This is a genomic window from Acidiplasma sp. MBA-1 (assembly GCF_000949015.1).
GTDB classification, from domain to species: domain Archaea; phylum Thermoplasmatota; class Thermoplasmata; order Thermoplasmatales; family Thermoplasmataceae; genus Acidiplasma; species Acidiplasma aeolicum.
The window spans coordinates 1-19,216 of sequence record NZ_JYHS01000003.1 but is presented as its reverse complement, the minus strand read 5'-3'; the positions used below and the strand labels follow the sequence as shown (position 1 = coordinate 19,216).

Genomic DNA, 19,216 nt, shown 5'->3' with positions numbered 1-19,216 from the left:
AAATATAAGTTATTTTTTATAGGAGCATAAATTTTCAAAAACTATTATGTAATTTTTATAATTGTTAAACATTTTAAAAAAGAAAAATATTAAAAATATGTTTATAATATGGTATAATCAAAAGGTGTAACATATGGTTGCTGTTAAAACAATGGTTGAGGGAGGTAAAGCCACAACTGGCCCGCCTCTTGGTCCGGCCCTTGGACCTCTTGGGCTCAATCTCGGACAGGTTGTTAAGGATATAAACGAGAAGACAAAATCCTTCGCGGGGATGCAGGTGCCTGTAACCGTAAATGTTATAGACCCCACCACAAAAAAATATGAGATAATAGTGGGTGTGCCCCCAACATCCGCCCTCCTAAAGAAGGAGGTCGGAATAGAAAAGGGATCAGGAAATGTAAAGGAAAAAATAGCTGGCAATGCGACACTTGAACAGATAAAAAATGTTGCAAAGGCCAAGAAACCATCATTACTTTCATACAATATGAAAGGAGCTGTTCTGGAGGTTTTGGGAACTGCTGTTTCCCTTGGAATAACAGTGGAGGGGCAGAGCCCAAAAGAGATACAGAAAAAAATAAAGAACGGCGAAATAGAAATAGGTGAATAATAATGGCCGGTGGAGTAATTAAAAGCATACAGGAAGCAAAACAGGGAAAGGAAAGAAAATTTAAGGAAAGCCTTGAGCTTGCCTTTAATCTAAAGGATGTTGATATGTCGGACCCCAAAAACAGAATCAATGAGGAAATAATACTTCCCGGGGGTCGTGGCAAGGATATTAAGGTTGCGCTCATAGCCAGTGATGAAATGAGGCTAAAGGCACAAAATGCCGATTATAAATACAGTCTTGAGGATTTAAATAATTTTATAGACGATAAAAAGGCATTTAAAAAGCTTGTAAATAAAATAGACTTCTTTGTGGCTGAATCTACAATGATGGGGTCTATTGGTAAAAGTCTTGGTATAATACTGGGACCCAGGGGTAAGATGCCAAAACCCGTGCCTCCAGGCCAGGACCCAACACAGTTGATAGAAAATCTTAAAAAAAGTGTAAGGGCGCGCAGCAGGGACAAAAGGACTTTCCATGTTCCCATAGGCGTTAAGGATATGCCAGACGATGTGATTTCCCAGAATTTGAATGCAGTTGTTAAAAGGGTTATATCACATCTTGAGAAGGGAAAAAGCAATCTTGCGTCTGTGTACATAAAATCTACCATGGGCAAGGCTGTAAACATAGATTTGGGTGATATAGAATGAGCGAGCCAGCAAAATGGAAGGTTGAATTGGTAGATTCGATTACCAACGAAATAAACAACAGCCCGGTTGCAGCTGTTGTTAGCATAAAGGGCTTAAGAAACAAGGAATTCCAGAAGATCAGAAACGATCTGAGGTCAGATGCACATATTAAGGTCATGCGTGCAAGGCTCCTGCAGAGGGCCTTTAAAAATAGCAATAAAAAAAGCATAGGGAACATGGCAGAATTTGCCAACGGACAGGTTGCACTTTTAACAACAAAGGAAACACCAAAATCAATATATGACATACTAGAATCAAAAAGAACAAAGGCAGCAGCCAGAGGCGGTGAAATAGCAGAGGATGATATAATAATAGAGCCAAAGGAAACAAATTTTCCACCAGGCCCAATGATAACTGTATTTCAGAAGGCAGGTATACCAGCAGGTATTGAAAAGGGTAAGATTGTAATAAAAAGTGAGGTAAAACTCGTAAAGAAGGGAGAGGTCATAACAAAGGATAAGGCACAGATACTTGAAAAACTTGAAATACTCCCTGTTACAGTTGGACTTGACCTTCTCTCTGCATATGAGGATGGCATTATATTCACAAGGGATGTGCTATCAATTACCGTTGAGAGCATAATGGCAGATCTTTCAAAGGCATTCTTCGGTGCAAAAAATATTGCAATGGAAATTAAATATCTCGTACCGGAAACTGTTAAAGAATTTATTTCAAAGGCATATCTGGAGGCACAGGAACTTGCATTAACCACAAACTTTGTGGACGAAAAGAACATTGAAATCTTTATAAGGAAGGCTGCAATAAATGCTGGCGCAATTAATGCGTTAACAAATAAAGATTTAAATAATGAAAACATAGAGGATAAAAAGGAAGAAAAGAAAGAAGAAAGCAAGGAGGAAAAATCTGAAGATGATGCAGCTTCAGGACTCGGAGCTTTATTTGGATAAGGAGGTAGTTTGAATGGAATATATATATGGAGCATTGTTACTCCACACAGCTGGAAAAGAAATAGATGAGGAGAACTTGAAGAAGGTACTCGAAGGCGCAGGAGTTACTGCTGATGAGGCAAGATTAAAATCTCTTCTTGAAAGCATGAAAAATGTGAATATAGATGAGGTTCTTAAAAATGCAGCAGCAGCTCCAGTAGCCGCAGCAGCACCTGCACCGGCAGCATCTGAGAAGAAGGAAGAGAAGAAAGAGGAGAAAAAGAAGGAAGAAAAGAAAGAGGAAGCAGAATCAGATGCAATGGCTGGACTAAGCTCTCTGTTTGGATAAATATATAAATGAATTAATATGAATTTAAATAATTTTTTTTGGTTATTAATAAAATATATTATACCACTTGCAATTTTAATTTACTCTCTTATAAGGTTTAACTCATTTTTACTGCTTATATCAATAATATGGCTGATTTCCTCCATTGGGGTAACAATAATGGATGCTGATATAAAAAATAATTTTATTTCCGATTAAATATAACAAATATAAAAATTATATTAGATTCAATTCTTTGAGTTTATCATAAACCTCTTTTGCATGGTCCTTTGGTGTAACCTTTGGAAATACATATACTATTTTTCCCTTATTTATTATATAGGTCACACGCTTTGCGGTTGACAGCCCAAGAACTCCGTAATCCTTAACTATTTTCTTTTCCTTATCTGAAACAAGTGTAAAATTTAATCCTTGCTTTTCCTGAAACCTTTTATGCGATTCTGGTGAATCGACGCTGACACCAAGAACCGTCACGCCATTTTCATTAAAAAGGTCTATATTATCTCTGAAATTCTTTGCCTCCACGGTGCATCCTGGGGTGTTATCCTTTGGATAAAAATAAAGAACCACCGTCTTATCGGCAAAATCGCTCAATTTTACCCTGTTCCCATCCTGATCTGTGGCCTCAAAATCCGGTGCAGTATCGCCAACATTTAATAATTCCATGATTATATATAATTAATAAATTAATAATATTTTTGTATTTTTTTAAAATAATTTCATGATCTGATCATTCATATAATGTATTATTTTAACAGCCTCTCCCTTTTTATTCCTCATTATATTTTCACCATCATCCATTGCAATTCCCAGTGCAATATAATAACCCTTACTGCTTTTTATATAAACTGTATCCCCTTTTTTAATATTAATATCCATATCTATAATGCCGGGTGCGAATAGGTTTGAACCATTATTTATATGGGGTTCTGCCCCTGAATCTATAACCACCACCCTGTCCTTTGGCTTAATGTAATTAATAAGGTATATTGTTGGCATATCATTGACTATCACAGGTCTGCCCATATAATAATATATTTTATCCTTCTTTTTTTCCTCAACCTCAATATTTTCAAGTCCTGATATGTCCATGCCCTTTGCTGCCATCTTGTCCCTTAATTCTTTATAATCTTTTTTTGATATTACATGTTTAGACATAATTAATCAATTATGGCTTTTAATTTATTTAACTCTTTGTTAATCTCAGTGCCATTTATTATGTTCTTCATATATGGGTATATTAGCTCTCCAAGTTTTTCCTCACTGTCAGAGAAACGCCACCCCTCATTCTTTCCAAGAACAGAAAGAAATGCAGAGTATATCCCCTTTTTTATTGGGCTATCCACTGATCCCCTCTGGCCATACACTATCCCCGCCTCCTCACCGTGGCTAAAATATTCTGTAATCAGCCCTATTAAAAATCCAGAATTTTCAGACCAGGGCTTTACTATTTTATTTGCCACATTTTTCCTGTTTTTAATATCTGCAGCCATATTCATTATCTCAAGTGGACCACCTTTTAGTTTTTTTATTTCATCATCATTTAAACCATACATCAGTTTAATTATTTCATTTTTATATCGGGGAAATAGAAATTCAAATATTTTCCTCTGGTTAGCGTTTTCCAGATAAAATCCTGTTTTTGATTCCCTTAATTTATCCTTGATAAAATCTGAAATTTTTGGGTCAAAATTTAATATTTTTACAAAATCCTCAACACCATAATTTTTATTATCTATTACAAAGAGTGCATTATTTTTTACATAATTAATCTTGAATTTTTTTATTTTTGAAAAGAACGTTCTGCCATCTATGTTATTATTTATATACTCAAAAACTGTACCTTTATCATCATCGATGAATTCAAGAAAATCAGTTTTAATATCAAGATTGTAATCGTACATTGCAATGTGTTTAAATAATAAATATGGTATGTTCTGCTGAAAATCCTCATAAATAATAATTTTTATGTTAAACAAATTAAACTCCATTTTATTTCCGGAGGTCCCAAATATAACATCACCATTTTCTATTTTATATTGAAGTTTTTCATCATTTAATATATCCTTAAGGGTTTCTATATTAATCATGTTTTTACATGTTGCCTGAAAAAAATTGGAGGAGGAATAAATGTTTAATTTTTTGTTTTTTATAACATTTTTAAATGCAAGCAGCCTGTAAACAGTATTGTTGTAATTTTGAACCCCTGATAATATATACTCATCGGAATTTCCCCTTTTGCAGAATGATACAGACCCATAATTCGTTTTTATTATTCCGGTTAATGGAACCCTCTCATTTTCCAGTATTTTATAGGATTCTGATATGGCACTGAGCAGCTGGTCTGCGGAATTAAAATATTTTCCAAAATTTTTGTTCTGCATCATGGCCTCAATCTTTTTTTTATAAGATTTTACCGGGCAGAACATGCAGCTATCGGTGCATTCAGGAAGTATAACAAGTGGGTCTTCAAAAAATTTTTTTATATTATCAATAAATTTTCTTTCACTATCTGCTGAATTACTTTTAATTTTCATGCCTTATCAAGATTTCTAATGGCCTCAGCCTTTACCGTTACCGGTATTGGTACCATGGATTCTATTAACTGGACTGTTACCTCCTCCCTGGCGGCATCTATTGATGTTATCTTTGCCCTTTCGCCCTTGAATGGCCCCTCAACAATCTCCACAAGGGCCCCCATTTCAAGGCCCGTAACCGCTGGCTTTGGTGTAAGGTATTTTTCTATCTCTGATATATCTATTTCACCGGAAACCAGACCCTTAAATCCCCTTATCTGCCTTGCCAGAAGCTCAACGCGGTCCACATGCATGGTTTCGATAAAGAAGTATCCCTTTATTTCATATGGAGACATTATTGCCATTATTTCATTTTCAGCATTTGGGTTGCTCTTTTTTCTATCGTCCCTGTCCTTCTCCCCATGATTTGAAAGGTCTATGGCAATATCAAGTTCCTTGCCTATTGTACATTTTGCTATTATTATTACCGGTCTTAAAATTACCTTAAATATTTTATTATACTTATTTATGCCATCCTCTGAATTTATTGTTAGATTTACTGTGAGTGAGTCATTCATATACCCCCCTCTTGGGGTATCTATCTCTAAATTCAGGTCGCGGCTTTTATTTCCCTCTATATCAAAATCCTCATTTATTTCTTTATTATCCTTTGGGGACAAATTATAATCATTTTTTAATTTAATCTTCCATTCTATTAATGGATCTTTCTGATTGAAGCTGCATTTTATATTTACATTAAACTTTCTTTTTACATTCTGAATGTTTTTAACAGTTAAATTTAATGGTATTAAACTGCTATCAGTATCCTTTTCCTCCCTCTTCTTAATTTTCTTATTGCATCCCGCATTTATTTCATCACCAATATTTGATTCCAGCCATTCAAATTCCTGTTCCATTAAAACTCACCTAAAACACTATCTGCATTATATAATATATAATAAAACCTATTAATCCTAAAAGAATAATTCCAACACCTGCTATAAGGGATATTTTAGTGTATTCCTCACCTGTTGGTTTTTTGGCCATTTTTAAAATCCTTGAATATTTTCCCTTGCCTATTCCCTGAAATCTTCTCTCTATTTTCTCCTGCTGCTCGATTAGCCTGTCCTCAACGGTCTTTTTGTCCTGGGTAGTTTTATCCATCATATTGATAAGACAAACATAAAATAAAATCTTTTCTAAATTGTATTAAAATTCTTTATAAAAACATTAAAGCATAACAAAAATTAAAAAATAAAAAAAGTAGTGTAAGGCAAAGCTGCCTTTTCATGGAGGTGATCCATCCGCAGGTTCCCCTACGGATACCTTGTTACGACTTAACCCTCCTCACCGACATCAGATTTGACTTAACCCTCTCGAATTAAGCCTCATCCAACACCAACTCGGATGGTTTGACGGGCGGTGTGTGCAAGGAGCAGGGGCATGTTCACCGCGGGTTGTTGACCCGCGATTACTACGGAATCCAGATTCATGAGGGCGAGTTACAGCCCTCAATCCTAACTATGGACGGGTTTCGCGATTAGCTTCCCCTTTCGAGGTTGCAACGCATTGTCCCGTTCTTTGTAATGCGCGTGTAGCCCGGGAAATTCGGGGCGTACTGACCTGCCGTCGACCGCTCCTTCCTCCATCTTAGCGATGGCGGTCTCTCTAAAGTGCATGTATATTCGCATATACATTAGCAATTAGAGATGTGGGTCTCGCTCGTTATCACACTTAAGTGAACGCCCTACGGTACGAGCTGACGACGGCCATGCACCACCTCTCCTGCTATCGAGTAAACTCGTCAGGTTGACTCTCATCCACAGGTCGTTCCCGGTGAGTTTTCCGGCGTTGAATCCAATTAAACCGCACATTCCTCCCGTTGCGGTGCTCCCCCGCCAATTCCTTTAAGTTTCAGTCTTGCGACCATACTTCCCAAGCGGCCCACTTAACACCTTCGCTCCGACACTGCCTTCCCTCAACGGAAAAGCAACATCAAGTGGGCAGTGTTTACAGCTAGGACTACCCGGGTATCTAATCCGGTTTGCTACCCTAGCCTTCGTTCCTCACCGTCAGATTCGTTCTAGTTAAACGCCTTCGCCACCGGTCGTCCTTCCAGGATTACAGGATTTTACCCCTACCCTGAAAGTACGTTTAACCTCACCCGATCTCAAGTTTTGCAGTCTCTTCAGGCCTTCTGAAGTTAGGCTTCAGGATTTACCTGAAGATTTACAAAACCGGCTACGAACGCTTTAGGCTCAATAAAAGTGACCACCACTTGTGCTGCGGGTGTTACCGCGGCGGCTGGCACCCGTCTTACCCAGCACTTATTCCTTATACTTTTTAGGTATAAGAAAAGTCTTGGCTATGCCAAGACACTCAAGCTCCCCGTGTCGCGCTTTCGCGCATTGCACAGTTTTCGCGCCTGCTGCGCCCCGTAGGGCCTGGACTTATGTCTCAGAGTCCATCTCCGGGCTACCCCTCCCAGGGCCCGTACCCGTCTAAGGCTAGGTGGTCCGTTACACCACCTACTACCTGATAGGCCGCAGACTTATCCTTGGGCGTCGAAACTTTCATTGCCTAAACCTTCCAGTTTTAAGCAACTATAAGGTATTAGCCTCAGTTTTCCGAGGTTATCCCTTTCCCAAGGGTAAATTATCCACGTGTTACTGAGCAGTATGCCGGCATCTTACGATACCTTGACTCGCATGGCTTAGTCGGAACTTGATAGCAGTGGCCGCCGGCAGGATCAACCGGAGTTAATCCTACCTCCACTTTTATTGTTAAAGAAATTAGCGGCTTTGCCTTACATATCGGAACCCATTATTCAAATGGGAACTTCATCTCTGCCAACCCTGGAAAATAGATTTCATCCAAATGCATTTTCATGCATATTATCCATCTATCCGTTTGAGATTGGTTTTGTGCTACTATTAGTAATTACATATCTGTATATAATATTTTTCAATTTTAGAGATTTTATAAATTAATAAAAAATTTTAAAATAATTATATTAGCTACAATATAAATTATTACAATACTGTAATTTAAAACATTCTCAATTAAATTTATAAAAAATTTATTTTTAATTTTCCGGATATTAAACTTAATTAAGATTTTTTTATGACTATATTTCAGTATTAAATCGTATATCAGCGCCAAGTTTTTTCAGGTCATTTAGGAATGAGGGGTAACTCTTATTTATGGCCTCGATATCGCCATATCTTGTTTTTGACCCTGCAATTATTCCGGCTATTATGGCACTCATTACCATTCTATGGTCACTGTAAATTAATGTGTCAGGATTCTTAATACCACCGGGGTGAATGAACATAAAATCATCTTTAATTTCAGCAATCCCGCCAAATTTTTCAACCATGTCCAGAATATTAAGATAACGGTTAGATTCCTTAATTTCCAGCCTCTGATAATTTTTAATGATAACCCCATTTTTTGAAAATATGCCTATTACAGATGCAACTGGTGCAAAATCAGGAGTTGCTGATACATCAACAACAACTGTTTTTATTTCATATGCCTTATTTATTTTTATATAATCATCAAAAATTTCTATGCATCCGGCTGCATCATTGAGTATTTTAATTATTCCACTATCAGGCTGCAGGCTGTTTTTTTTGAGATTTTTTATTAATATATTTCCTGTAAAGATGCCAAGAACCATAAAATATGACGCTGATGAGTAATCACCCTCTATATGAATGTCATTTTTTGATTTCAGATATCCATCTATGATAAATTTGTTATTCTCACGCTTAATATTAATACCAAAATCTTCCAGTGTTTTTACTGTTATATCCATATATTTTTCTGAAACCATGGAATCTATGCCAAAACATGCACTTTTAAAAAATGAGTAATAAAAAAGCATGGCGCTTGCAAACTGTGAACTTTTTGATGCATTTAAAGTGCAGTAAACATTACCTGAATTTGTTGCATCTATTTTATAAAACCCCTCACTGTTTTTATAAAAAATTGATCCAGTATTTTCAAGGCATGAAATAAGGTCTTCAACTGGTCTTTTGGCAAGGGCAGGTTTTCCAGATATCTCCGTGGTGCACTTCCTTCCTGCCAGCAATCCCAGTGAAAGCCTGTACGATGTTCCAGATTCACCAACATAGATTTTTTTTGGGCATTTAAAATCAGGAGTTATTTTTACATCCCTCCTTTGATATTCAATATGGGCATTGCAGCTTTTTGCTATATCTATTGCAATAAGCTCATCATCACAGTATGATATATTCCTTAATGTTACTGGTTTTCCAGAAAATGCAGAGTAAAGGACATACCTCTGTGTAAAACTCTTTGATGATGGGGCCTCCACGATGCCACCAATTTCTCCAGGCTTCACTTCAATAATCATTGATATATTATATTAATTCCATCATTATTAATTCTGCTTTTGATTATATTATAATTCTTGTAACTAAATTTTGAGGCTGCATTATCACGATCCTCATTATCCTCATATATGGCAAATACAGCAGGACCCTTACCACTTATTCCGGAAAAAATTGCCCCAGATCCAAGAAAATAATTTATTATTTCAGGGTCATAGCCGAAAAGGGAGCCAAAAAGGTATCCATTAAGAACCATGGTTTCATAAACATATTTACTGTTTAAGAGCAATTCCAGTTTCTGTATATATTTTTTATATTTTTTAAAATCAATATCTTTCATATCATATGTACTTCTATGATAAAATTTGGGATATGCTATTATCACCGGTGTATTCTCTATTTTTATCCTTCTTATAAGTCTAAAATCAAAGTTATCTGTAACTGTTAATCCTCCATAATAACACATTGAAATATCATCAAGTGCACCGGTTATTGATGTTTTATTTTTAAGTGATATTTCGGCTGCCGATCTTAATAATTCATCCTCCTTTAAATATATACGATTTAGCCTTAATATTGCGTACAGTAATGATAATGTCATTGCACTGCTGCTTTTTAATCCCACTGACTGAGGTATCTGGCTCTTTATTTCAACAGAATATTTTTTATTTATACTGTATTTATTCCTGATTATCTCCAATGTTTCTAATATCTTTTGATCACCTATTTTATCTGAATCAGATTCTATTACAGTTGTGTACATTGGCAAATCCAGTGAAATTGCTGACCCAATACCATCCACAAATGCTGAAATTACAGAAAGCCCTCCATTGGTTTTAACAATCATTCAATAGAAATAATATTAAGTTACTTAATTATTTTTTCATTAAATAACAATTTAAATTCCTGATAGTCAATAGATAAATTATAAAGTTTTTTTAATGTTTCAAGACCTTGGCCAATGAATAAATCTACACCATTGACGGTGCTGCATCCCTTATTTTCAGCAAGGGCTAAGAATTTAGTTTTCTGTGGATTGTATATCATATCAATGGCTGTGGATTTATGCATAATCTTGGATCCATCAATTGGGGACTTAATGTCAGGAAATGTTCCAACAGGCGTGCAGTTTATTATAATATCATATTCTGGCATCAGCTCATCATATGCTATTAGGTTATCAAAAAAATTTTTATTCTTTTTATTTTCTAAATTTCTTGTGGCGTTAAAGACAGTGCATTTGTAATTACTTTTAAGCGCATAATAAACCATTCTGGCCGTTCCACCTGTGCCCAGTATTAATATTTTTTTGCCATTGGGGTCAACTTTATTATGCTTAAGAGAAAATAAAAAACCGTTATAATCGGCATTGTATCCATATAATTTTCCTGAACAGTTCTTAACGAGGTTTACAGCACCTATGCCTGATGCGGTATCATCTATAACATCAAGGTATTTTAAAATAACTTCCTTATACGGGGCTGTTACATTGAATCCTAACAGGTTCTCACGTGCAAATCTTATAAAAACTGGTATATTTTCCATATCAAGGTCTATACTAAGGTAAATAGAATTAATGTTATTTTTTTTGAATATTTTATTATATATGTACTGTCCGGCAGAATGTGTTACTGGTTTTCCTATAAGTGCGGATGCATTCATTTTTTTACCTCAAGAAATTCAGAAAAATACCTTTTGATTTCTGATACTTCAACAGCCTCTGTATGTGATTTTCCAATCCTGTCAAGAACAATAAGATTAATTTTGCCAGATTCCATTTTCTTATCATTTAAAATATATTTTATTATAATATCCGGATCAAAATTTTTAAAATTTAATAATGGGATTCTATAATTTTCCAGAATTGTAATTATTTCATCATAAAAATTTTCAGATAGGCCCATTTTATATGCTATATAATTCTCGGCAAGCATACCATTTGCAATTGCGGTTCCATGGGAAACATCATTACTGGTAAATGATTCTATTGCGTGTCCTACTGTATGGCCGAAATTTAAAAGATATCTGATCTTATTTTTATCAAAAAAGTCTCTTGAAACAATGTTAAGTTTTATCTTATTGCTTTTATATATTATATTCTCCAGATCATTCTGGTTAAAAATTGTGTCTATGTTATTATTTCTAAGATAATTATAGAAATTTTCATCATTGATGATCGCCATTTTAATAATCTCTGCCATGCCATCATTTAAAAGCGATTTATCGGAATTTAATAAAAAATCTGTATCATTGAATATATATTTTGGATTATAAAATGTTCCAATAACATTTTTAATGCCGCTAAAATTTATGGTGTTCTTGCCACCTATGGAAGAATCAACCTGTGCCAGAAGTGTTGTTGGAACCGCAACAAGATTTATTCCCCTTTTATATACCGATGATGCAAATCCGGTTAAATCACCAACAGTTCCACCACCAATATATGATACTGTATCTGATCTTTCAATATTTAAATCTATCAGTTTTTTAACTATAAATCTTAGATATCTTAAATCCTTTATTGATTCTCCATCATGCATGTAAATCTTTATAGATTTAATTTTTTTTAATTTGTTACGGTATCCGGACAGGGATTTTGAAACAAAGCTAACATTCCTTCCATATATGTTATTGTTTATATAATCTTCAAGACCTGAACCTATATAAATGTTAATTTTACCTCCATTTATGTCCGCGCTTATTTGTTTCATTTTAATACGACTATAATTTTTCTTTATTTAAATCTATTTTTATTTTAATAATTAATATCCGTATTAAAAATATAAATATACGCTTCAAATAGACATACACAATGGAAATTTATGGGCGTCTTAAAAAGATCGAAGATGTTTATTCTGAAAATTATATAAAAATAGAGAATCATGGAGTAATTTTTAATAATAAAACCGCTGCACTGGTTGGCATGGATGGTACCATTGACTGGGCATGCCTGCCAAATTTTGATTCAGAACCACTCTTCGATTCAATACTTGATGCAGACCGTGGTGGGTATTTTTCCATCAGACCGAATCGTTCTGGATTGATGGTGAATCAGTATTATGAGGAGCTCACAAATATATTGGTAACAGAATTTTATGATGAAAATGGAATAATAGTAAGAATAACTGATTTTCTTCCCGCATCAGAGTATGCAACAATAAACATGCCGGAAATACACAGATTTATTGAACCATTTGAGGATAATATTAAAATCACGATTAAAATTAAACCCAGTTTTAATTACGGTAAAATTAAACCATCGGTGGAGCATAATAAAAACGGATATATATTTAGATCATTAAATAAGACAGTTGGGGTGTCAAGCAATTTTAATTTTAGGCAGGATGGGGATATAATATACGGAACCTTCCAGATGAAAAGAACTGGCTATAACTGGATTGTTGTTTCCACAGGCATAACGCATATAAATAATATTTTAGAATACAAATCAATAGAACGGTTAAACGAAACAAGAAAGTACTGGAAAGCATGGTCAAATAAGTTAAATTATGAGGGAATATATGGCAAATATGTCTTAAGATCGGCACTCACACTAAAGGGTCTATTTTATGACCCAACAGGCATGATGGTGGCAGCACCAACAACAAGCCTGCCCGAATCAATTGGTGGTGACCGAAACTGGGATTACAGATTTACCTGGATTAGGGATACTGCCTATGTTATAGAGGCCCTATCCTTAATTGGTTTAAACGGTGAGGCCACAAAATTTATCTATGATATCATGTATAAAATAAATAAGCAGAAGGCAATTAAAACAATTTATGAAATTAATGACGAATCCATATTAAAGGAAAAAGTACTTGATTATTCTGGCTACAGAAACTCAAGGCCTGTAAGGATAGGCAATAAGGCATCTGGCCAGTTTCAGCTGGATCAGTATGGCTCAATAATAAATGCTATTTACCACTTTTCACTTGCAGACGGAGTAATAACCACACAGTTATGGGACTTTGTTCTTGGCATTCTTGAAAAGCTTGAGGTAATATGGAAGTACCCTGATTCAAGCATATGGGAATTTAGAACAGAACCCAAACATTATGTTTATTCCAAATTAATCTCATGGTCTGCATTTCACAGGGCAATTTTAATGGGCAAAAAACTCGGATACTCTGCACCATATGAAACATGGAGAAAGGTGGAGAAAGAAATAAAGGAGGATATATTAAAAAATGGTTATAACAATGAAATGGAGTGCTTTGTCCAGTCCTATGGCTCCAAAAATATTGATGCATCACTTCTAAGACTTCCTTTAATGGATTTCCTTAATATAAAGGATAAACGTGTTATAAATACAATAAGGTGCATAGAATCAAATTTAATGACCCCAAACTACCTGTTTTTAAGATATAATAAGGACGATGGTTTAAAATCAATGGATAATCCATTTTTATTGCTAAGCTTCTGGTATGTGGAAGATCTTATTTTAATGGGCAGGACCGAGCATGCAAAAAAAGTTCTTGAAACGCTTTTATCAAAATCAAACCATCTTTACTTATTTTCTGAAGAGATAAATCCCGAAACCGGCAGCCTGCTTGGCAATTTCCCACAGGCAATTACACACCTGGGTGTGATTAGGGCCATTGCACGCCTTAATTCAGCACTTAAAGACTGATAAATATAACCATGCTTCATTATTAAATATCACATTTTTTTAATAATTAAATTAGCATTAAATATAAAAAAAATATATACTAATCTATGACAGGAAATATAAAAATCAATGAGCCGCCCCCAAGACCACAGATAGGCCCACCGGGAAAATCCCTTAAGTATAACGTTAAGCATACCATACTTGTTATGAGCGGTAAGGGGGGTGTTGGCAAATCAACTTTTTCCACAAACCTTGCCGTGACCCTCGCATCTCAGGGTTTAAAGGTTGGATTGCTTGATGCCGACATAAGCGGACCTGATGATGCAAAAATACTTGGCATTGAAAATGAAAAGATCTATGGAGATGAAAACGGGAAAATACTTCCGGTTGAGACGAAATATGGTGTAAATGTGATATCAATGGCAATGACCCTTCCAACATTTGATACACCTGTTATATGGAGGGGCTCCATAAGGCACAAGGCACTGCAGCAGTTCCTTGAGGACGTTAAATGGGATGGAAGGGATCTCCTTGTAATAGACCTGCCTCCAGGAACAGGTGATGAACCTTTAAGCATATGCCAGATGATACCAAACGCAGATGGCATAATAATAGTGATTACACCACAGGATGTTGCGTTACTGGATGCAAAAAAGGCCATAAATTTCGCAAGGAAGGTTAACATACCAATACTTGGAATAGTTGAAAATATGAGTGGATTTATATGCCCACACTGTGGTTACGAAACTGACATATTTAAGAAGGGTGGGGCTGAAAAAATAGCACAGGAATATAATATCCCATATCTTGGAAATATACCATTGATGCCCGAAATAGTTGAGGATTCCGATGCAGGAATTCCCGCAGTATCAAAAAATGAAAAATTAATGGAGTTTTTTAAAAAGGTATCAGAAAATCTTCTGAAAAATCTAAAGAATGATTAAATGATAAAAAATTAAATTATTTTTTATAAAAAAATATAATTACGTTCATTATATTATGTGCTCATGCTAATATTTGATGATTATAAGGAAATAATACTAAAAAGGTTAAGGGAATTATATCCAGATATATCACAGAACGATGTTGAACTTGGCAGGGATTATGGTGATTTTACACTTAAAATATTCAAATTAAAGGAAGACCCGAAAATTATATTAAAAAAAATAAAGGAAAATCTTTCTGAGGATTTTATCGAAAGAATAGATTTACAGGGGAATTACATAAATTTTTTTATAAGGCCTGAAAATATGCTTGGTATAATATATAATTCCATTAAAGACTTTGGATATTTTCCAAATACATTTCAGGATACGTCCAAGGTTTTAATAGAGCATACAAGTGCCAATCCAACCGGTCCAATACATGTCGGTAGGATTAGAAACTCAATTATTGGTGACTCCATATATAAAATTCTTGAGAGGTACGGCTACAGGTCATGCACACAGTATTTTGTTAACGATTCTGGAAAGCAGGTAATATCTCTTTATCTTGGGCATGTAAAGTATCATAAAAATGAGAAACCGGATCTGCAGAACCTTCTTGATGGATACCAGAGAATTTACCGCGAAATGGAGACCAATAAATCTATAGAAAATGAAATAGAGGCACTTGCGGAAAGATACGAAAAGGGGGATAAGGAATTAATAGATAATATACAGCACGTCGCATCAATTGTTCTGGATTCTGTAAAATCATCACTTAAAAAGATAGGTATTGAAATATCAACATATGTATGGGAATCAAACTTTATATTATACGGTGACGTTAATAAAATGCTTGAATCAATATCTGAAAATCTAAAAAGTGAGGGGAGTGCAAAATACATTGAGATTGGTGATAAAAAAATATTCCTTACAAGGGCTGACGGTACATCATTATATTTTTCCCGCGATATTGTTTATCATCTATTTAAGCAGGAAAATTTTGACTGGCTTGTTGATGTTCTTGGCGAGGACCACAAGGATCATGCTAAAAATCTTGAATATGTTTTAAAAACATTTTTTGATTTTCAGTCTAAAATAGACTTTGTTTTTTATGGATTCGTATCACTTGAAAATGGGAAGATGTCAACAAGAAAGGGAAGAATAGTCACACTTGACGATCTTTATGAAAAAACCATTGAGGAATCTGTAAAAATTATAAAGGAAAAGAGGCCGGATTATGATGAAAATTTAATAAAAAATGTGAGTGAGGCCATAGCCGCATCATCAATAAGATTTAATATTGTACGTGTAAATGCCAACAAGCCAATAGTATTTAAATGGTCTGAGGCATTAAATTTTGAGGGGGATTCAGCACCTTATATAATGTATTCATATGCAAGGGCGTGCAGTGTTCTTAGAAAATCATCAAAATCAGGGGGAGAGCTGGGTAACGATTATAATAAATATGAGAAGGATTTAATCAGGGTAATGTATTCATATCCATATTCATTAAAAAGCGCTGTCGAATTCTTAAGGCCCGATATAATCGCCAATTATCTTTTGAATTTATCAAAGGCATTTAATGAATTTTACTTAAACTGTCCTGTTATAAACACCCCTGAAGAGTCAAAAAGAATTCTGCTTATAATGGTGTACAAAAACATTATGGAGGATGCCTCAAAGCTTATAGGCATAAAGCTTCTTGATGAAATTTAAAATTATAAATTAAATTATAAAGATCAAACCTTTTTAATTGTATAATCTGTTTCACCCAATTTTTTCCTGGTTATTAAATAATAAAATACTGGAATGGCAACAAAGAAGGTTAGGGGAATCTGCAACAAAAGTGTATAAATTTTTAAAAGTTTACAACTGTGCTGGAAGGCACCATAGAATGAAATTAAAACTCCCATAATTAATTCATAGGTTAAAATAATCAACATTATTAATGGAAAATGGAATTTAAAATAAAAATCAAAAAACCATAAAATAATACCGACAAATGGCACCCACATAAAATCATAAAGATATGAGAATAATATAACAGCGGTCGGATTCATATTAAATATACCTTTACGGCTTACAAAAAAATGGTGGATCCACCGTCCTCTCTGTGCATAAAAATCCTTTAAATTTAATGCAGGGGCTATATATATTTTACCGGGTATATATCCATATTTATATCCCTCAAAATGTATCCTTTGGCCCATTAAAAGGTCCTCAGCTGCTATTGGTCCAAAGTCCCACCCCAATTTTGCCTCTATATCGGCCCTTATTGTTAAACCTTCTCCTCCTACTGAAAGTGGTTTGAACTTTTTGTTTGCATAAATAAGCAATGCATCTGTAAACGTAACTCTCTGAAAATCTGCTATGGTCGAAATAATACAGTTTTTATATTCACGCAATCTTATTGTTCCTTGGCCAGCATCAAATGGCATTGCCATGACATTTTTAATATACAATTCATCAGGAATATTATCATCATCTATATGAAGTGTATATGTATTTGATCCTATATTATTTTTTAATAGCCATTCAGAATAATACTGTAATGCTCTTTGTTTGTTTTTACTACCATTCTTTGTTTTATAGTCGGCAGGTACCCTTAGAATCTCAGCATCGTATCTATATAAATCATAGTATTCAGTTAATACTATAATTCTCGTGTTTATTGAATATGATTTTAATGTTTTTATAATGTTAGCCACGACTTCCTGTGCCTCACCCTTTGTGGTTATTAATATAATTACATTCCTTCCATTCACAGGATTACCGAGGCTGTGATTCCAGGAATTGTAGTTTTTTATTAATAAGTATGGCAAAATAATTGCAGAAGGAAACATTAAAGCGCAAATAAAAGCATTTAATATAAACAAAATCAGAAAAATCATTTAAACCACCTTTTAAAATCATCTTTCCTGTTTACCATATATTAGTAATATATTACAAATCAATATACCAGAAAGAAAGCCACTGAGTTTATTATGAATTTCTGGAATTTAAATACAAATATTCAATAAATAATATTTTTTGAAACATTTTTAGAACTAAATATTATATTAGATACACATATACATAAATATGGGGTTTGTAAATATAATAATTCATGATGAAACAAGAGAAAAATTAAACAAATTAAAAAATAACCCGAGGGAAAGCTATAATGATGTTATAATGAAATTAATAAATAAATATGATGGAAGCAAAGAAGAATAAAATAAAAGATTCGTTGAATAAAACTAAAGAAAGAAGAAAATCTCAATCAGCAGTAATTATAAAAGCAAAGATCGACAGTGATAAGCTAAATACCAGCACATTAAGGATATTAAGGAGAATATTTTTGGAGGTTAAATGGTTATACAATTATATTATAAATAAGGAATTTAACAATGATATTTTTAATATGGATTACAAGGTAAATAAAGTACCAGTGTATGTAAAGGACCATTATGAAATAAGGGATTTAAAATATTTATCATCACAGATCAAGGAAGAAATTATTGATAGAACCATGGATAATATTAAAGGATTATCAAAATTAAAGGAAAATGGATATAAAACAGGGAAATTAAAATTTAAAAAATATATAACATCAATACCATTGAAACAGTATAACAATGCATATAAAATAATAAACAACAATTCTATTAAAATACAGGGAATAAAGCAGAAATTAAAGGTAAATGGATTATATAATTTAAATATATTGGAACCGGCAAATGCATTGTTAATAAATAAAAACAATGATTATTATATTTACATAACAGCATATAAAAATAAGTACATTTTAGACAAACCTATAAATAAACAAAAAATAGTATTAGTTGATTTGGGAATTAAAAATCAATTAACATTGTCCAATGGTTTAATAATAAATTATGGCATACCAAAATCCAAAAGAGAAAAAAGAATTCAGAAAAGATTATCTAAAAAGGTTAAAAACTCTAATAACTATTATAAGCTGAAGAATAGACTCAATATAGAGCAGACAAAAAACGCTAATAAAAGAAAGGATACAGTAAATAAAATAGTCCATTATCTATCATCAAACTATGATATAGTAATAACACAGGATGATAATATTAATTCATGGAAGCATCTCTTTGGCAAGAGAACAGAATCCACCAATATGGGTGGAATTAAGGAGGCACTTAAACATAAGGCCTCAACATTTATATTACTGGATAGGTTCCTGCCAACAACCAAGGAATGCTCCAAATGCCATAATAAATACAATATAAATTTAAATGATAGAATATATAAATGCCCTAATTG

Annotated in this window: 19 protein-coding genes and 1 rRNA gene; 9 read left to right on the top strand and 11 right to left on the bottom strand. The window is 33.9% G+C overall.

What is annotated here, in order from left to right; translation table 11 throughout:
* The first annotated feature begins 133 nt into the window (after positions 1–133).
* Genes TZ01_RS05805 through rpl12p form a run of 4 tightly spaced genes read left to right on the top strand, consistent with a single transcriptional unit; the run spans position 134 to position 2,529 of the window.
* The gene (locus TZ01_RS05805; RefSeq protein WP_048101878.1) at positions 134–607 is read left to right on the top strand and encodes a 50S ribosomal protein L11; all 474 of its coding nucleotides are present in this window, start codon (positions 134–136) and stop codon (positions 605–607) included.
* Positions 608–609: 2 nt separating this feature from the next.
* Positions 610–1,254, top strand: coding sequence for a 50S ribosomal protein L1 (locus tag TZ01_RS05800; protein WP_048101877.1), 645 nt, complete (start codon positions 610–612; stop codon positions 1,252–1,254).
* Positions 1,251–2,201, top strand: a complete 951-nt coding sequence (locus TZ01_RS05795) for a 50S ribosomal protein L10 (protein ID WP_048101876.1) — start codon at positions 1,251–1,253, stop codon at positions 2,199–2,201. The genes TZ01_RS05800 and TZ01_RS05795 overlap by 4 nt, the downstream gene beginning before the upstream one ends.
* Positions 2,202–2,214: 13 nt before the next feature.
* Positions 2,215–2,529 carry a 50S ribosomal protein P1 gene (gene rpl12p, locus TZ01_RS05790; RefSeq protein WP_048101875.1) on the top strand — a complete coding sequence of 105 codons (315 nt, stop codon included), beginning with the start codon at positions 2,215–2,217 and terminating at the stop codon, positions 2,527–2,529.
* Positions 2,530–2,745: 216 nt separating this feature from the next.
* Here the strand turns inward: rpl12p and TZ01_RS05780 are convergent, their stop codons facing one another.
* The 10 genes from TZ01_RS05780 to aroB all read right to left on the bottom strand — a co-directional run bounded on the left by TZ01_RS05780 (position 2,746) and on the right by aroB (position 12,114).
* Entirely contained in the window at positions 2,746–3,195 is a 450-nt protein-coding gene (locus tag TZ01_RS05780) for a peroxiredoxin (RefSeq protein ID WP_048101873.1), read from the bottom strand.
* A gap of 42 nt (positions 3,196–3,237) precedes the next feature.
* A complete protein-coding gene (locus TZ01_RS05775; protein ID WP_052656804.1) occupies positions 3,238–3,687 on the bottom strand; it encodes a DUF1947 domain-containing protein in 450 nt (149 codons plus the stop codon).
* A 2-nt stretch (positions 3,688–3,689) separates the two neighbouring features.
* Positions 3,690–5,066, bottom strand: a complete 1,377-nt coding sequence (locus TZ01_RS05770; protein ID WP_048101871.1) for a hypothetical protein — start codon at positions 5,064–5,066, stop codon at positions 3,690–3,692.
* Complete coding sequence (locus tag TZ01_RS05765; RefSeq protein ID WP_052656802.1) at positions 5,063–5,962, bottom strand: transcription elongation factor Spt5; 900 nt, start codon at positions 5,960–5,962, stop codon at positions 5,063–5,065. The genes TZ01_RS05770 and TZ01_RS05765 overlap by 4 nt, the downstream gene beginning before the upstream one ends.
* A gap of 10 nt (positions 5,963–5,972) precedes the next feature.
* On the bottom strand, positions 5,973–6,209 hold the full coding sequence (locus tag TZ01_RS05760; RefSeq protein ID WP_052656800.1) for a protein translocase SEC61 complex subunit gamma: 237 nt from the start codon (positions 6,207–6,209) through the stop codon (positions 5,973–5,975).
* A 126-nt stretch (positions 6,210–6,335) separates the two neighbouring features.
* Positions 6,336–7,805, bottom strand: a 16S ribosomal RNA gene (locus TZ01_RS05755).
* 367 nt (positions 7,806–8,172) lie between these two features.
* On the bottom strand, positions 8,173–9,426 hold the full coding sequence (locus TZ01_RS05750; RefSeq protein WP_048101869.1) for a 3-phosphoshikimate 1-carboxyvinyltransferase: 1,254 nt from the start codon (positions 9,424–9,426) through the stop codon (positions 8,173–8,175).
* Entirely contained in the window at positions 9,423–10,250 is an 828-nt protein-coding gene (locus tag TZ01_RS05745) for a shikimate kinase (RefSeq protein WP_048101868.1), read from the bottom strand. Before TZ01_RS05745 ends, TZ01_RS05750 begins: the two co-directional genes overlap by 4 nt.
* Positions 10,251–10,270: 20 nt before the next feature.
* Positions 10,271–11,065, bottom strand: coding sequence for a shikimate dehydrogenase (locus tag TZ01_RS05740; protein ID WP_052656798.1), 795 nt, complete (start codon positions 11,063–11,065; stop codon positions 10,271–10,273).
* Positions 11,062–12,114 (bottom strand): 3-dehydroquinate synthase, encoded by a 1,053-nt coding sequence (aroB, locus tag TZ01_RS05735; RefSeq protein ID WP_052656795.1) that lies wholly within the window; start codon positions 12,112–12,114, stop codon positions 11,062–11,064. Before aroB ends, TZ01_RS05740 begins: the two co-directional genes overlap by 4 nt.
* Positions 12,115–12,215: 101 nt before the next feature.
* Between aroB and TZ01_RS05730 the strand changes: the two genes are divergently transcribed.
* From TZ01_RS05730 to argS, 3 genes are all read left to right on the top strand, one after another.
* Positions 12,216–14,036 carry a glycoside hydrolase family 15 protein gene (locus TZ01_RS05730; protein WP_048101867.1) on the top strand — a complete coding sequence of 607 codons (1,821 nt, stop codon included), beginning with the start codon at positions 12,216–12,218 and terminating at the stop codon, positions 14,034–14,036.
* Between the two features lie 86 nt (positions 14,037–14,122).
* Entirely contained in the window at positions 14,123–14,959 is an 837-nt protein-coding gene (locus TZ01_RS05725) for an Mrp/NBP35 family ATP-binding protein (RefSeq protein WP_048101866.1), read from the top strand.
* Positions 14,960–15,022: 63 nt separating this feature from the next.
* Positions 15,023–16,657 carry an arginine--tRNA ligase gene (argS, locus tag TZ01_RS05720; RefSeq protein WP_048101865.1) on the top strand — a complete coding sequence of 545 codons (1,635 nt, stop codon included), beginning with the start codon at positions 15,023–15,025 and terminating at the stop codon, positions 16,655–16,657.
* Between the two features lie 23 nt (positions 16,658–16,680).
* Here the strand turns inward: argS and TZ01_RS05715 are convergent, their stop codons facing one another.
* Entirely contained in the window at positions 16,681–17,706 is a 1,026-nt protein-coding gene (locus tag TZ01_RS05715) for a glycosyltransferase family 2 protein (RefSeq protein ID WP_169749841.1), read from the bottom strand.
* A 316-nt stretch (positions 17,707–18,022) separates the two neighbouring features.
* On the opposite strand from TZ01_RS05715, the gene TZ01_RS09600 reads away from it, so the two are divergent.
* A complete protein-coding gene (locus TZ01_RS09600) occupies positions 18,023–18,157 on the top strand; it encodes an antitoxin VapB family protein (protein ID WP_156150328.1) in 135 nt (44 codons plus the stop codon).
* On the top strand, positions 18,138–19,216 hold a 1,079-nt coding region (locus TZ01_RS05710; RefSeq protein ID WP_231563429.1), incomplete at its 3' end, for a transposase. The genes TZ01_RS09600 and TZ01_RS05710, both read left to right, overlap by 20 nt.

What these genes read in the sequence shown, in the direction of transcription:
- TZ01_RS05740 (WP_052656798.1), bottom strand. Translation starts at nt 11,065, where the DNA reads ATGAATGCATCCGCACTTATAGGAAAACCAGTAACACATTCTGCCGGA.
- argS (WP_048101865.1), top strand. Translation starts at nt 15,023, where the DNA reads ATGCTAATATTTGATGATTATAAGGAAATAATACTAAAAAGGTTAAGG.
- TZ01_RS05745 (WP_048101868.1), bottom strand. Translation starts at nt 10,250, where the DNA reads ATGATTGTTAAAACCAATGGAGGGCTTTCTGTAATTTCAGCATTTGTG.
- rpl12p (WP_048101875.1), top strand. Translation starts at nt 2,215, where the DNA reads ATGGAATATATATATGGAGCATTGTTACTCCACACAGCTGGAAAAGAA.
- TZ01_RS05805 (WP_048101878.1), top strand. Translation starts at nt 134, where the DNA reads ATGGTTGCTGTTAAAACAATGGTTGAGGGAGGTAAAGCCACAACTGGC.
- TZ01_RS05770 (WP_048101871.1), bottom strand. Translation starts at nt 5,066, where the DNA reads ATGAAAATTAAAAGTAATTCAGCAGATAGTGAAAGAAAATTTATTGAT.
- TZ01_RS05775 (WP_052656804.1), bottom strand. Translation starts at nt 3,687, where the DNA reads ATGTCTAAACATGTAATATCAAAAAAAGATTATAAAGAATTAAGGGAC.
- TZ01_RS05765 (WP_052656802.1), bottom strand. Translation starts at nt 5,962, where the DNA reads ATGGAACAGGAATTTGAATGGCTGGAATCAAATATTGGTGATGAAATA.
- TZ01_RS05800 (WP_048101877.1), top strand. Translation starts at nt 610, where the DNA reads ATGGCCGGTGGAGTAATTAAAAGCATACAGGAAGCAAAACAGGGAAAG.
- TZ01_RS09600 (WP_156150328.1), top strand. Translation starts at nt 18,023, where the DNA reads ATGGGGTTTGTAAATATAATAATTCATGATGAAACAAGAGAAAAATTA.
- aroB (WP_052656795.1), bottom strand. Translation starts at nt 12,114, where the DNA reads ATGAAACAAATAAGCGCGGACATAAATGGAGGTAAAATTAACATTTAT.
- TZ01_RS05760 (WP_052656800.1), bottom strand. Translation starts at nt 6,209, where the DNA reads ATGGATAAAACTACCCAGGACAAAAAGACCGTTGAGGACAGGCTAATC.
- TZ01_RS05795 (WP_048101876.1), top strand. Translation starts at nt 1,251, where the DNA reads ATGAGCGAGCCAGCAAAATGGAAGGTTGAATTGGTAGATTCGATTACC.
- TZ01_RS05730 (WP_048101867.1), top strand. Translation starts at nt 12,216, where the DNA reads ATGGAAATTTATGGGCGTCTTAAAAAGATCGAAGATGTTTATTCTGAA.
- TZ01_RS05780 (WP_048101873.1), bottom strand. Translation starts at nt 3,195, where the DNA reads ATGGAATTATTAAATGTTGGCGATACTGCACCGGATTTTGAGGCCACA.
- TZ01_RS05725 (WP_048101866.1), top strand. Translation starts at nt 14,123, where the DNA reads ATGACAGGAAATATAAAAATCAATGAGCCGCCCCCAAGACCACAGATA.
- TZ01_RS05750 (WP_048101869.1), bottom strand. Translation starts at nt 9,426, where the DNA reads ATGATTATTGAAGTGAAGCCTGGAGAAATTGGTGGCATCGTGGAGGCC.